Genomic DNA, 14,661 nt, shown 5'->3' on the forward strand with positions numbered 1-14,661 from the left:
GTTTAGTTTTCAAAGTTCAATATCGCGTTTCAGCGACTTTTATAATTTAACATTTTGCGTTAAATCTGTCAACAACTTTTTTCTTTCGTTCCTGACGACGCTTATTAATTTACCATATTAATCATTTAATAGTCAACACTTTTTAAAAAAATGCCAAAATAATTTTATCTTGGCATGATATAAAGCTTAATAATCACTAATGCTGCCACACCCGGTAGACCTAATAAACTCGTTATTGCTGCTGTACCCATGTTAATTGGGATATGAAAATCAAAATATGTCCCTACAACATTTACGATAAAAAGCAATGCTATTCCTAAAGTAACATGAAAAATCACCTTACCTATAAAACGTAATGGCTTAGAGGCAACACCAAAAACAAGAAAAATAAATACTAAAGTAAGAATACCAACAATAATAATTGTAGAATTCATTTTTTCCTCCTTATGAATGACCTATACATCTATTTGTATGGGACAAGACAATAAAAAAGAACAGTTATCATATGCAGCATCTCTTTCATATACACTAAATAAAACAATACCTCAGCACTTAAAAAACAAAATAAAAAGGCCTGCTTAGAAAGCAGAACCTTTTACCATTGTTCCATTTTTACAGGACGACGCTTTGCTTCTTTCAACAAAAAGAAATATTTCGCCTCTGCTATTTTCAAAGAACAAATGACATCTTGAGACGGTTCTACACTTTGTTCGACCATTCTCTTCTGACGTAACCACTCATTCTTCACTTTTTCCAAAAGTACAATTAACTTATCGTCATACTCTTTACGCAATTTACCCTTTTTTTGAAAGAACATTTTTGTTTCTCCTCTTATACTTCTCTGCGCCCTTCTAACGCTTTGGATAATGTCACTTCATCTGCATATTCTAAATCTCCACCAACTGGCAGACCATGTGCAATACGAGTTACTTTAATGCCTGTAGGTTTTAAGAGGCGGGAGATATACATCGCTGTAGCTTCCCCTTCAATATTAGGGTTTGTTGCTAATATCACTTCTTGTACCGTTTCATCATGTAGTCGCTTTAAGAGTTGCGGGATATTAATGTCTTCCGGTCCAATTCCCTCCATAGGAGAAATCGCACCACGTAACACATGATATACACCTTGATACTCTTTCATTTTTTCCATCGCGATTACATCTTTCGGTTCTTGCACGACACAAACAACTGATTGATCTCGATGTGAATCATTACAAATATAACAAGGATCACGATCAGTAATATGTCCGCATACAGAACAGTACGCTAAATCTCGCTTCGCATTTACAAGTGCTTTCGCGAAACCTAACACATCATCTTCTTTCATATCTAATACGAAAAATGCCAATCGAACCGCTGTTTTCGGTCCGATACCTGGCAACTTCATAAAACTATCGATTAGTTTTGATATTGGTTCTGGATAATGCATGTATCAATATCCTCCTAGAACATTCCACCTGGTAAGTTTAAGCCTTTTGTAAATTTACCCATTGTAGAGTTTGAAAGCTCATCAGCCTTTTTAAGTGCATCATTTGTTGCAGCTAATACTAAGTCTTGTAACATTTCGATATCTTCTGGATCTACAACTTCCTCTTTAATCTTCACTTCAAGAATTTGCTTGTGACCATTTGCAATAACTGTAATCATTCCGCCGCCAGCTGTACCTTCAACTGTTTTTTCACCAAGCTCTTCTTGTGCTTTCGCCATGTCCTTTTGCATCTTTTGCATTTGTTTCATCATGTTATTCATATTTCCCATTCCGCCACGCATCATAATTAATTCCTCCTAATTATTATTACTCTTTTATTTCAATGAGTTCTTGCCCTACTAACTTCACTGCCTCTTCTATAAGAGGGTCTTCCTTTTTCTCCGGGCTTTCTTCAGACTCTCCACCTTCACGTTGTAAAAAGTCTTCACGGATTTTACCCCATTCACTTTTTGGAATGGCAATCATATTTAACCTTTTACTTAGCAATTCAAATAAAGCTTGTTCTACTGTATCCATAGCTTCTCGATTTTCGCTCGCCATCTTACAGTGAATCTCATATTGAAATGCTAAAACGTAAGTGTCATCTGAAGCTGCCACTGGTTCACTATTTTCAAGTAAAACGGCAAACGCTACTTTGTTATATGATTTGAGTCTTCCTAACAACTCACCCCATACAGCTTTTAATTGTTCTAAATCTTGACGCTTCGCTTGTTTTAATACTTCATTTACACGTCCGACAGGAATTTTCATACTTCCTGTTCGTACCGGTTTTGGTGTTGCACGTGTCTCTCTTACTTCCTGTTGTACACCTGCTGGCACACCGTTCTTTTTGACTTGCTCTAACTCTTTCTCCAGTTGCTGCATCCTGTTCATAATTGCTTGCAAACGATCTGTACCATTTGCTTGCATCATAAACTGTTGACACAATTGCACCATAACAACTTCTAAGAAAATACGCGGATGATTTGTCCACTTCATTTCCTGTTGTCCCTTACTAAGGGTATGAATAATCTCATAGATCACTTCCGGTTGCATTTCTTCACTCAACTTACGGAATTGATCATCTACAATTACTCGTTCCAACATATGTTCTAGTTGTGGTGAAGTTTGATATAAAAGCATATCACGATAATAGTAAATGAAATCCTCCATAAAACGAACTGGATCCTTCCCTTTACTCATCATTTCATCTATGATTTGCAATGCTCTTGATACATCATTTTCACGTATGCACTCTACTAAATTGCCTAAGTATTGCTGAGAAACAGATCCTGTTACGGCCAATACATCTTCTGTCGTAACAATCTCATCACTATAAGATATAGCCTGATCAATAAGACTAAGCGCATCACGCATACCACCTTCGGCAGCACGCGCAACAATTTGTAATGCTTCACCTTCCACTTGCGTACCTTCATTTGTCACGACCGTTGATAATCTCTCAACAATATCATTCACTGATATTTTTCGGAATTCAAAGCGCTGACAACGTGAAATGATTGTAGGTGGGATCTTATGAGGTTCTGTTGTCGCCAAAATAAAGATAACATGTCCTGGCGGCTCTTCTAAGGTTTTTAAAAGCGCATTGAATGCACCCATAGAAAGCATGTGAACTTCATCAATAATGTATACTTTATATTCTACAGCACTTGGAGCGTATTTTACTTTATCTCTAATATCTCGAATTTCATCTACACCGTTATTTGAAGCCGCATCAATTTCTAATACATCTGAAATGGATCCTTGTGTGATTCCTAAACAAGAAGGACATTCATTACAAGGTTCAGCTACCGGAGCATGTTCACAGTTAATTGCTTTTGCAAATACTTTTGCAATTGTCGTTTTTCCTGTTCCCCTCGGGCCAGAAAATAAATAAGCATGTGAAACTTTCTCTTGAAGAAGGGCATTTTGCAACGTTTTTGTCACGTGCTTTTGACCGACTACATCTTCGAACTTTTGCGGTCTCCATGTTCGGTATAACGCTTGGTATGACACGAAAATACGGCCTCCCTCAAAGGTTATTATCTCATTTATTATAACCCATTCTGTTTATAGATTCCAAAAGTTATTTTCTATACAAAAAACTCACCTTTGTATTAAGGTGAGTTTTGTATACATATATAACTGCCGTGCACCCTCCGTCGATTACGTACCATAAGCGTTACTCAAGCAGTTAGCTCGGTTCAGGCACTCCTGCGGCACACGAGAAGACCCGCTTATTGCTGCTTCCTTCCGGACCTGACAAGGTTCACGGGGTCCCGTTGCGCAGGACCCAAACGTCAACACCACTTACTTAAGGCAGACCTTACAGCAACATAACCTCGAGAGGGGATTCGGCCTCGCTAGAGCGGATTGCGAGTATAGGGCACCGCTACCTCCCCGCTTAGCACGGCAAAGTTAAAACCAATATTCGGTTGCCTTCATTAAAGGCATTATCAGTATAACTTGTTTCTTTAGAAAATGCAAATACGTTAGTTCCCAGTATTCTTCTCTAATTTTTTTATTGCTTTCCTTTTTTTACGAAGCTCTCTAAAAAAGTTTGTTAACAACGCACCGCATTCTTCCTCTAGTACACCAGATACTACTTCACATTGATGATTGAAGCGTTCATCCGTTAAAAGATTCATCAATGTCCCTGCACATCCGCCCTTCGGATCACTTGCACCATATACAACTCGCTTCACTCGTGATAAAACAATTCCACCCGCACACATTGGACAAGGTTCTAATGTTACATACAATGTTGCATCTTCTAAACGCCATGTCCCTAATTTTTTACATGCATCATCTATCGCTAGCAACTCAGCATGAGCTATTGATCTTTGCTCAGTTTCCCTTAAATTATGGGCAACACTAATTACCTCACCATCTAACACTATAACTGCTCCAATTGGTACTTCCTGTATTTCCTCTGCCTTTTTAGCTTCTTCTATCGCTAATTGCATAAAATAAATATCTTGATCTTGTTCCATAACATAGTCCTTTCATTACAAATAAAGTACACTTATTTCCATTTACTACACAGGGGATAACTTTTACAAATTCAATCCACCCTAAAAGAAAAAAGAGAGGGGATTACATATGAAAAATACCGCCTTGCTCATTATCGATATGATTAATGACTTTCAATTTTCCCACGGACCCATTCTAGCTAAAAAATGCGAAACTATAACAAACCCTATTTTACAATTAAAGAAAAAAATGAAATCCTTCGGCTATCCTATAATTTACGTTAATGACCATTATCAACTTTGGAGATCTGATATCGACCAACTTATTACTCATTGCACAAATGAATATAGCGAAAATATAATCCATAAGATTGCTCCAAGTTTTGATGAGTACATTTTTATTAAACCACATTATTCCGCTTTTTATGAAACACCTTTAAATTCATTACTAGGTTATTTAAAAATAGAAAATCTAATATTAACAGGGGTTGCCGGAAATATATGTATCCTATTTACAGCTAATGATGCTCATATGAGAAATTATAAATTGTATGTACCACAGGATTGTATCGCCTCTAACAACGACCAAGATAATATACATGCTTTAAAAATAATGGAAACTACATTGAAAGCAAATATAACATCATCAACCAAAATAAAATTTAATTAATACATATATCTATTTTCTAACTTTTTATATCAAATTAACCCGCTCGCTTCCCTCTTGTGCTACAATAATTCTGTTTTGTGTTTTTAGTAGTCACGGTAAATCACTGATTGAAAGGAGGAAACAGCGTGACCGGAGTACCATTTATCACGGTTGAAGGACCAATTGGTGTTGGAAAAACTTCACTTGCGAAGGAAATTTCAACTCACATGCAACTCCACTTACTAAAAGAGATTGTTGATGAAAATCCCTTTTTAGGAAAGTTCTATGAAGACATCGACGAATGGAGTTTTCAAACAGAGATGTTCTTTCTTTGTAATAGATACAAACAATTAGAAGACATTAACATAAAGTACTTGAATCAAAGGAAACCAGTAGTAGCGGATTACCATATCTTTAAAAATTTAATTTTTGCATCCCGCACATTAAAAGACTCTCAATATGACAAATACATGCAAATTTATCGTATCCTTACACAAGATATGCCTGTGCCAAATGTCATTGTTTATTTAACAGCTAGCCTAGAGACATTGCAAAAACGAATCGCCATGCGCGGAAGAGAATTTGAAAAAAACATGGATCCAAATTATTTACTACAGCTCACAAAAGATTATGAAACAGCAATGGATGCTTTTAAAAAAGATCATCCGGAAATACCAGTATTGAAATTTAATGGCGACGATATGGATTTTGTAAAAAATCCTGATGATTTAAACGTTATCCTATCTGCCCTTCAAAATACTCTCTTAAAGGAGTCGAAATAATAATGAATTTAAGGCAAAAATATGATATACCCAATGACGCAGTAATCACTATCGCCGGAACAGTAGGTGTGGGTAAATCAACTATGACAACTGCATTAGCTAATGCTTTAGGTTATCGCACATCATTTGAAAAAGTAGATTCCAATCCATATTTGGACAAGTTCTATGCGGACTTCACTCGCTGGAGCTTCCACCTACAAGTGTACTTTTTAGCAGAACGATTTAAAGAACAAAAAAGAATTTTTGAATATGGTGGCGGTTTTGTTCAAGATCGTTCCATTTACGAAGACACTGGAATTTTCGCAAAGATGCATCATGAAAAAGGAACAATGACGGAAACTGATTATGAAACATACAAAGGTTTATTTGACGCTATGGTCATGACTCCTTACTTCCCTCATCCAGACTTATTAATTTACTTAGAAGGTTCTTTCGATGATATTGTCGATCGTATTCAAGAACGCGGGCGCCCAATGGAACAGCAAACACCAATTGAGTACTGGAAAGAAATGCATGGACGTTATGAAAACTGGATTAACAACTTTAATTCATGCCCTGTATTACGCTTAAATATTAATGAGTACGATATTTTAAAAGATGGTGATTCAATCGAACCAATCATAAAAAAAATTGGCCATTTTTTAAAACAAACACGTAAACTTGTAAAATAAAAAACCCGTGCATATGCACGGGTTTTCCTATTAAATTACTTCTTCTTTGTTGGAGCAATAATTTCACTCTCAGGTTTTCCTGCGTTAATGCGCTGACGAACAGTACTTGTACTAATATCGTATGCTTCAGCAATCTCTTTAACAGTCATTTCTTTCCCGTTAATTACTGCCGTTAATACTTTACCTGTACGTTTTGGAGCTGCTTCTTTCTTTACAGCTGCTTTTTTAACTTGTTTTGGCGCCTCTACTTTACTCGTAGCTGGTTTTACATCACAAGTACAACCACAAAGTTTACGGAATGTATCATCACTAATAATGCGTGATACGTTTGCACCACTGTTTAAAATTCTATTGTTCTTACAGACAGGACATTGTACATAATATAAAGTTTTTCCATCTAAAGGAAACGTTTGTATAATAAGATCCATGTTGACTCCTTTCATATCTATGAAGATAATCATCGGAATATGAGTGTGTAATAAGGACAAAATTACCTTACACCATACTTTATGATTGGTTTTAAAATAAAAACTCGTTACGTGTTGGTAACGAGTTCTCCAATCTCCACTTATATGCGCTGTTGTCAATTATATCTGGAGGAGGTAGAGGGATTCGAACCCCCGCGCGACTCTCGCCGCCTGTCGGTTTTCAAGACCGATCCCTTCAGCCAGACTTGGGTATACCTCCATATTGACATCAAATATAATATCAAAAGAAAAACAGTTAGTCAACCCTACTAAAATAAATTATGAGGAAAGGAAAATTTCACTTTCCCCTTCCTACATTACAGTACTGACAACGCTCATAATTACCAATCACTCATACCGATGAATGTTTAAATTTACTTAATAACTGTTTTTCCTCCCATATAAGGGCGAAGAACTTCTGGAATTATAATTGTACCATCTTCTTGTTGGTAGTTCTCTAAAATAGCTGCAACCGTACGTCCAATTGCAAGACCAGATCCATTTAATGTATGAACATGTTCTGGTTTTCCATTTGGTTCACGGCGGAAACGGATATTTGCACGTCTCGCTTGGAAAGCTTCAAAATTACTACAAGAAGAAATTTCACGATATGTGCCATAGCTTGGAATCCATACTTCAATATCGTATTTCTTCGCTGCTGTAAATCCTAAATCGCCTGTGCACATGCTCATAACGCGATATGGCAACTCTAATAATTGTAACACGCGTTCTGCATCATTTGTTAACTTTTCTAACTCTTCATAAGAATCTTCTGGTTTTACGAACTTCACAAGCTCTACTTTATTGAACTGATGCTGGCGAATTAAACCACGTGTATCACGCCCAGCTGAACCTGCTTCAGAACGGAAGCAAGAGCTAAATGCAGCATATCTTATAGGCAATTGCTCTTTATTTAAAATCTCATCACGATGCATATTCGTTACAGGTACTTCAGCTGTTGGAATTAAGAAGTAATCTTCACTTTCAATACGGAATGCATCTTCTTCAAACTTTGGAAGTTGTCCTGTTCCTGTCATACTTGCACGGTTTACCATATATGGAGGTAATACTTCTTCATATCCATGCTCATCAGTATGAAGATCAAGCATAAAGCTAATTAAAGCACGCTCTAATCTTGCACCAGCACCTTTGTAAAATACGAAGCGGCTTCCTGTTACTTTCCCAGCGCGTTCAAAATCTAAAATTCCTAAATCAGTAGCAAGATCCCAATGTGGTTTTGGCTCATAAGTAAATTCTTTCACTTCTCCCCAAGTACGTGCTACTACATTATCATCCTCTGTTTCACCAACTGGAGCAGATTCATGAGGGATATTTGGAATAGATAACATTAATCTTTCTAAGTCTTCTTCAACTGTACGAAGTTCGTTATCAAGATCCTTTACTTTTTCTCCAACTTCACGCATTTCTAAAATTAGAGCTTCTGCATCTTTCTTTTCGCGCTTTAATACAGAAATTTGTTGAGATACTTCGTTACGTTTACTTTTTAATTCTTCTGTCTGAACAAGTAGTTCTCTTCTTCTCGTATCAAGTTCTTCAAAACGTCCGAAATCAGTTAAATCTTCGCCTCTATGCTGTAATTTCGCTTTTACTTCTTCAAAGTTTGTACGTAAAAATTTAATATCAAGCATTATATACTCCTCCTTTTATTTTATAAAACACAAAAAACTCCCGTCCCTATATAAAGGGACGGGAGTTAACCCGCGTTGCCACCCTAGTTGAAAGCATTACCGCTTTCCTCTCAAGTAGAAATAACGGCTCTTCACCGGGAATGCTTACTAATCCAAAAGATATTCCACACTCCATTCCAGGATGGATTCACAAACTGTTTCTATCGATTTCCACCAACCATCGACTCTCTATAAGAAACGACATTTGTTACTATTTCCTATCAACACGCTTATTTTATAAAATTGTTACCATCAATTTACTATAATCTTATACAAGTTGCAAGTTACTTATACAACTTTTTTCATTTTCGCTTCTTTTACCATTTCAACAAAGTATGCTGTCACACGATGATCATCTGTTAATTCCGGATGGAATGAAGCAGCTAAAAACTGATCTTGTCTTACCGCTACCATTCGGTCACCATGCTTAGAAAGCACTTCAACATTATCAGCTACTTCTACAACATACGGCGCACGGATAAATACACCAACGAAGTCTTCACCCACGCCTTCAATTGAAAGCGCAGCCTCAAAACTATCCTTTTGGCGTCCGAACGCATTGCGCTCAACTGTAATATCCATAGCACCAATATGTGCTTCTTCATAGCCAATAAGTGTTTTCGCAAGAAGAATCATCCCTGCACATGTACCAAACATTGGTTTACCAGACTTTGCAAATGTACGAAGTGGTTCCATGAAAGCATACTTATCAATAAGACGGCGCATTGTTGTACTTTCACCGCCCGGTAAAATAAGACCATCAATCTCTTCAAGTTGCTCTATACGCTTTACAACAACAGCTTCTGCACCACTTGCTTCAACTGATTTTACATGCTCACGAACTGCACCTTGAAGACCTAGTACACCGATTTTCACCATTTTAAAGTTCTCCTTTAATTACCATCCACGCTCTTGCATGCGTTGTTCTGGTAATAACGTTGAAATTTCGACACCCTTCATTGCATTACCTAATCCTTTAGAAAGGCTTGCAATTAGTTCGTAATCTTCATAATGAGTCGTTGCTTCAACGATTGCACGTGCAAATTTCTCTGGGTTTTCTGATTTGAAGATACCAGATCCAACAAATACCCCATCAGCACCAAGTTGCATCATTAATGCTGCATCTGCTGGTGTTGCTACACCACCTGCCGCAAAGTTTACAACTGGTAAGCGACCAAGACGTTTAATTTCAAGTAATACTTCGTAAGGAGCGCCAGTATTTTTTGCATATGTCATTAACTCATCTTCACGTAGACTCGCAACTTGACGGATTTCTGCATTGACTTGGCGCATATGACGCACTGCCTCTACAATGTTTCCTGTTCCTGGTTCACCTTTTGTACGAAGCATAGATGCACCTTCTGCAATACGACGTGCAGCTTCTCCGATATCACGGCAACCACATACAAATGGAACTGTGTAATCACGTTTATTTAAATGGTATACTTCATCAGCAGGAGTTAATACTTCACTCTCATCGATATAGTCTACCCCTAATGATTCTAATACACGTGCTTCTACAAGGTGACCGATACGGCATTTTGCCATAACCGGAATTGACACCGCACCCATAACTTCTTCAACAATTGTTGGGTCTGCCATACGAGAAACGCCACCTGCTGCACGAATATCTGCTGGTACACGCTCTAATGCCATAACGGCAACTGCACCTGCCTCTTCTGCAATTTTTGCTTGTTCAGCGTTAACTACGTCCATAATAACGCCGCCTTTTTGCATTTCTGCCATTCCACGTTTTACACGTTCTGTCCCTGTTACATTTGTCATGTACAAAAACCCCCCTAGGTGAATTGCTTTCCCCCGTTAAAGGCGAAAATTAAGAATACTCTTACATTCTACCACTAACTATCAGATGCTTGTCTACTACTTTTTCATAAAGTCGGTATGAAAAATAGGAATAAAAAAAAGCTCCTATCGTGAGGAGCTTTTAAAACCAACCTTTTACTGTATCAACAGCACTATTCCACATACCACTAAAGAATGAACCAATTCCACGCATAGCACGAGTAAACCAGTTTGCTTCTTCTACTTCAGATGTCGTTACAAGATCCACTTGCAGTGACTTACCAGTTAAAAATCCAGGGTCGTTTGTATCTTTTGGCGTAATTACCATTTGACCAAGCGCAGCTCCCTTTTTAATAGGTGCTTCTTGTCCCTTACTTGATTCTTTTAATTCTGTTTTATAAACATCTTTACTTCCTTTTGGCACTGGAAGTGAAATAGCTTGTTTCGTTTGAACTGCTACATCTTTATCTTTCGCATTTTCTACTCGTACTGTTTCTTGTCCTTTTACTGAAGAACCTTTTTTATACATTTGTTTCACTTCAAAGTTAGCAAATCCATAATCATATAGCTTCTTTGTTTCATCAAAACGTGCTGTATGAGAACTTGTTTTAATAACTACAGAAATAAAACGCATTCCGTTTCTTTCAACCGTACCAGTGAAGCAATCTCCTGCTTCTGGAGTTGAGCCTGTTTTTAGGCCATCTACGCCATCATATTCTTTAACTAAGCCCTTTAACATCCAGTTCCAGTTCGACATTCCAAACTTCTCTTTTTCTGGACGGAATTCTTTTTTAGGGATTTTTGCTGTATCTAACACTTTTGGATAATCTTTAATTAAATGTTGTGCTAAAGTTGCAACATCCTTTGCAGACATTTTATTTTCTTCATCCGCTGTTGTTCCTTCAGGATGCATTCCCTTTAAATCTTTATTCGTTAAACCTGTAGAATTGACAAATTTATAATTTTTTAACCCTAGTTCTTTCGATTTGTCATTCATCATTTTTACGAAGTCTACTTCTTTACCTGCAATTGCTTCTGCTAATGCAATTGTTGCACCATTTGCAGAAAAGATTGCCATTGCTTCGTATAACTCTTTTACTGTATAAGAGCCACCATTTTCTAATGCAACATTTGATAATGAAGCATCTTGTGAAACCTTATATGCATATTCAGAAACCTTAATTTTCTGGTCCCACTTAAGTTTTCCTTTATCCACTGCTTCGTGAACTAAATATTCACTCATCATCTTTGTCATACTAGCAATGGATAATAATTCATCTGCATTCTTTTGATATAAAATTTTCCCAGAATTCGCTTCTACTAAAATTGCCGCACCTGCTTCAATGTTTAAAGCGGCTCCTGTTTCAGCTGATGCATTGCTATATGGCATAAAAATGCTACAAGCTAGTGTAAGCACTGTTACCAAAGCAATGAATCTTTTGCAAAACATACCTTTCACTTTTGCTACCCCCAATATCTATGTACTCACATAACCGTTATTCTAACATAATCAAAAAAAAATAGACAGAGATATCAAATCTCTGTCTATTTGTATATAAGACATTATAATGAGTAGTTTGGAGCCTCTTTTGTAATTTGTACGTGATGAGGATGACTTTCACGTAAGCCAGCACCTGACATACGAATGAATTGTGCATTTTCGCGTAAGAATTCTAAATCCTGTGCCCCGCAATATCCCATACCTGCACGTAAGCCACCAACTAATTGGTGAACTGTATCTGCTAAAGGTCCTTTATATGGCACTCGTCCTTCAATACCTTCTGGGACAAGCTTTTTATTACCTTCTTGGAAGTAACGATCTTTACTTCCTTTTTCCATCGCACCGACAGAACCCATACCACGATACACTTTAAATTGACGACCTTGGTAAATTTCAGTTTCTCCAGGGCTTTCTGCAACACCTGCAAACATGCTACCTAGCATAACAACATGTGCTCCTGCCGCTAAAGCTTTCACCATATCACCAGAGTACTTAATACCACCATCAGCAATAACTGGAATACCGTGTTTACGAGCTTCTGTTGCACAATCATAAACTGCAGTTAATTGTGGTACACCAACACCGGCTACAACGCGTGTTGTACAAATAGAACCTGGTCCAATACCAACTTTAACTACGTTTGCACCAGCTTCAATTAATGCTTTCGTTGCTTCAGCAGTAGCAACATTTCCAGCGATAATATTTAGTGATGGGTATTTAGCACGAACTTCTTTTACCTTATCAATGACACCTTTAGAATGTCCATGTGCTGTATCAAGTACAATTGCATCTACACTAGCTTTTACTAATGCATCGATGCGAAGCATAGCATCCGCTGTTACACCAACTGCTGCTCCAACTAATAAGCGTCCTTGCTTATCCTTAGCAGAGTTTGGGAATTCAATTACTTTTTCAATATCTTTTATTGTAATAAGCCCTTGTAATACACCGTTATTATCAACAAGAGGGAGTTTTTCAATTTTATACTTTTGTAGGATCTTTTCAGCTTCTTCCAGTGTAGTACCAACTGGAGCTGTAATTAATTGTTCTTTTGTCATTACGTCAGAAATTTTGATTGAGTAGTCTTGGATGAAGCGCATATCACGGTTTGTAATAATACCAACTAATTTTCGCTCATCTAAATTATTTACAACCGGTACACCTGAGATACGATATTTTCCCATAAGATGTTCTGCATCATATACTTGATGTTCTGGAGTTAAGAAGAAAGGATCTGAAATAACGCCGCTTTCAGAGCGCTTTACTTTATCAACTTGCTCTGCTTGTTGCTCAATAGACATATTCTTATGAATAATTCCTAAACCACCTTGGCGAGCCATTGCAATAGCCATGTCAGCTTCTGTTACTGTATCCATTCCTGCACTAATTAACGGGATGTTTAGCTGTAAGCTTTCAGATAAAACTGTTTTAACACTTACTTCTCTTGGTAATATATCTGACCTAGCTGGTACAAGTAATACATCATCAAAAGTCAAACCTTCTTTAACAAATTTAGATTCCCACATAATTGTTCCCCCTATGATACCAGAAATTATTATTAGTAGCTTATCAATTGGTTAAAATACTGTCAAGGACGTATATATATGTTAGAATTTTTAGACAATAAAAGGAGCGTAATATATGCATCAAACATCTTGTACTTGGCAGCAGTTAAGTTTCTTTTTTTCATCTCAAAACGTACAACGTTATCTTGCCCGTTGTTATGAAAAATCCTCTATTCAGGATGCAGAAAAAAAAAGTTTTGAAAATTGTTATCCCTTTATTTATTACTTAGAACACGGGAAAAATTATTATGAATTATATAAGACAGCTCCATTTTCCATTCAACCAATGTTGTTATTTTATGGAATTAGTCAACTGTTTAAAGCATGCCTACTAACTATTGACCCTAACTATCCTGAATCCACTACTGTTTTAGCTCATGGCGTTACAACTCGCAAACGAAAAAAACAAGGGTATCAATTTTTAGAAGATGAGGTGAAGGTACAAAAAAACGGATTGTTTACTCATGTTGCAGAACAACTGTTTCACATGAAACACTTAGAAGCAGAAAAATTTAACATGTTAGAACTAATGGGAAATATTCCAGAATTACAAAATTTATTTCGTTATAGTCAAAAAGGATCAACTTTATATAAAATTGATTCAACAATTAAAAATGAGCTCTCCTTTTCAGTCAACCTACTAGATCGATTACATATGACTAAAGAGAGATTTTCTCGTTACATTGAAACATCTTGTAAGCATTTATCAATACAACACGTACCTGAGAAGACTAATGAATCGAATTTACTTTTTACAGCGCCTATTCAATCATGGAATCCTATGTACAGTACTCCTTTATACTATGAACATCTTACTAATACTTATTATTTGCCACTTACGACTGACCCTAGAAATCCTAAGCCAATATTACCTGAACTCCTCATTCATTATTTATTGCTCTATAATTTAAGCATGATTTCTAGATATGAAACAGATTGGTGGTATGACTTACTTGGAAGTTATGGTTCTGAAGATTATCCATTTATTTATCAATTTCTAAGTATTTCTGCTCAAAAAATCCCTTACTATATTTCAAATTTTTTATTAATGGAACCAAATCTATTTCATGGGAAATAAAAAAACACAAGTCAAATG

The 14,661-nt window shown here is 36.7% G+C and carries 16 protein-coding genes, 1 tRNA gene, 1 other RNA gene and 1 other annotated feature; of the genes, 4 read left to right on the plus strand and 14 right to left on the minus strand.

From position 1 onward, the window contains the following. Positions 1–164 precede the first annotated feature (164 nt). The 7 genes from DN401_RS08570 to tadA form a co-directional block, all read right to left on the minus strand. Positions 165–434, minus strand: coding sequence for a pro-sigmaK processing inhibitor BofA family protein (locus DN401_RS08570; protein WP_001089273.1), 270 nt, complete (start codon positions 432–434; stop codon positions 165–167). Positions 435–595: 161 nt separating this feature from the next. Beyond that, complete coding sequence (locus DN401_RS08575) at positions 596–817, minus strand: YaaL family protein (protein WP_000466019.1); 222 nt, start codon at positions 815–817, stop codon at positions 596–598. Between the two features lie 14 nt (positions 818–831). Beyond that, positions 832–1,428, minus strand: coding sequence for a recombination protein RecR (gene recR / locus DN401_RS08580; protein WP_000559169.1), 597 nt, complete (start codon positions 1,426–1,428; stop codon positions 832–834). 14 nt (positions 1,429–1,442) lie between these two features. Further along, positions 1,443–1,769 carry a YbaB/EbfC family nucleoid-associated protein gene (locus DN401_RS08585; RefSeq protein ID WP_014894853.1) on the minus strand — a complete coding sequence of 109 codons (327 nt, stop codon included), beginning with the start codon at positions 1,767–1,769 and terminating at the stop codon, positions 1,443–1,445. A gap of 25 nt (positions 1,770–1,794) precedes the next feature. Next, positions 1,795–3,483 (minus strand): DNA polymerase III subunit gamma/tau, encoded by a 1,689-nt coding sequence (gene dnaX, locus DN401_RS08590; RefSeq protein ID WP_000121587.1) that lies wholly within the window; start codon positions 3,481–3,483, stop codon positions 1,795–1,797. A gap of 132 nt (positions 3,484–3,615) precedes the next feature. After that, positions 3,616–3,880, minus strand: an RNA gene (ffs, locus tag DN401_RS08595) — signal recognition particle sRNA large type. A gap of 79 nt (positions 3,881–3,959) precedes the next feature. Further along, complete coding sequence (tadA, locus tag DN401_RS08600; RefSeq protein ID WP_000434327.1) at positions 3,960–4,460, minus strand: tRNA adenosine(34) deaminase TadA; 501 nt, start codon at positions 4,458–4,460, stop codon at positions 3,960–3,962. Between the two features lie 109 nt (positions 4,461–4,569). Here tadA and DN401_RS08610 point away from each other — a divergent pair, with 109 nt between their 5' ends. From DN401_RS08610 to DN401_RS08620, 3 genes are all read left to right on the plus strand, one after another. Then, positions 4,570–5,109, plus strand: coding sequence for a cysteine hydrolase family protein (locus tag DN401_RS08610; RefSeq protein WP_000798724.1), 540 nt, complete (start codon positions 4,570–4,572; stop codon positions 5,107–5,109). Positions 5,110–5,234: 125 nt separating this feature from the next. Then, a complete protein-coding gene (locus tag DN401_RS08615; protein ID WP_000148218.1) occupies positions 5,235–5,870 on the plus strand; it encodes a deoxynucleoside kinase in 636 nt (211 codons plus the stop codon). 2 nt (positions 5,871–5,872) lie between these two features. Beyond that, complete coding sequence (locus DN401_RS08620) at positions 5,873–6,541, plus strand: deoxynucleoside kinase (protein ID WP_001053585.1); 669 nt, start codon at positions 5,873–5,875, stop codon at positions 6,539–6,541. 35 nt (positions 6,542–6,576) lie between these two features. Here the strand turns inward: DN401_RS08620 and DN401_RS08625 are convergent, their stop codons facing one another. From DN401_RS08625 to guaB, 7 genes are all read right to left on the minus strand, one after another. After that, the gene (locus DN401_RS08625) at positions 6,577–6,969 is read right to left on the minus strand and encodes a sigma factor-like helix-turn-helix DNA-binding protein (protein ID WP_000364193.1); all 393 of its coding nucleotides are present in this window, start codon (positions 6,967–6,969) and stop codon (positions 6,577–6,579) included. Between the two features lie 166 nt (positions 6,970–7,135). Continuing rightward, a tRNA-Ser gene (locus DN401_RS08630) sits at positions 7,136–7,228 on the minus strand. Positions 7,229–7,382: 154 nt separating this feature from the next. After that, entirely contained in the window at positions 7,383–8,657 is a 1,275-nt protein-coding gene (serS, locus tag DN401_RS08635) for a serine--tRNA ligase (RefSeq protein ID WP_000884187.1), read from the minus strand. A 51-nt stretch (positions 8,658–8,708) separates the two neighbouring features. Continuing rightward, positions 8,709–8,930: a binding site (T-box leader), on the minus strand. 54 nt (positions 8,931–8,984) lie between these two features. After that, entirely contained in the window at positions 8,985–9,575 is a 591-nt protein-coding gene (gene pdxT / locus DN401_RS08640; RefSeq protein ID WP_000238785.1) for a pyridoxal 5'-phosphate synthase glutaminase subunit PdxT, read from the minus strand. 18 nt (positions 9,576–9,593) lie between these two features. After that, positions 9,594–10,481, minus strand: coding sequence for a pyridoxal 5'-phosphate synthase lyase subunit PdxS (gene pdxS / locus DN401_RS08645; RefSeq protein ID WP_000186165.1), 888 nt, complete (start codon positions 10,479–10,481; stop codon positions 9,594–9,596). Between the two features lie 160 nt (positions 10,482–10,641). After that, on the minus strand, positions 10,642–11,949 hold the full coding sequence (dacA, locus tag DN401_RS08650; protein ID WP_124749816.1) for a D-alanyl-D-alanine carboxypeptidase DacA: 1,308 nt from the start codon (positions 11,947–11,949) through the stop codon (positions 10,642–10,644). Positions 11,950–12,062: 113 nt separating this feature from the next. After that, a complete protein-coding gene (gene guaB, locus DN401_RS08655; protein ID WP_000264088.1) occupies positions 12,063–13,526 on the minus strand; it encodes an IMP dehydrogenase in 1,464 nt (487 codons plus the stop codon). A 115-nt stretch (positions 13,527–13,641) separates the two neighbouring features. Here guaB and DN401_RS08660 point away from each other — a divergent pair, with 115 nt between their 5' ends. Further along, complete coding sequence (locus tag DN401_RS08660; protein ID WP_000554287.1) at positions 13,642–14,643, plus strand: YaaC family protein; 1,002 nt, start codon at positions 13,642–13,644, stop codon at positions 14,641–14,643. Positions 14,644–14,661: the final 18 nt, after the last annotated feature.

This window comes from Bacillus sp. BF2-3 (assembly GCF_008368795.1).
Classification (GTDB): domain Bacteria; phylum Bacillota; class Bacilli; order Bacillales; family Bacillaceae_G; genus Bacillus_A; species Bacillus_A cereus.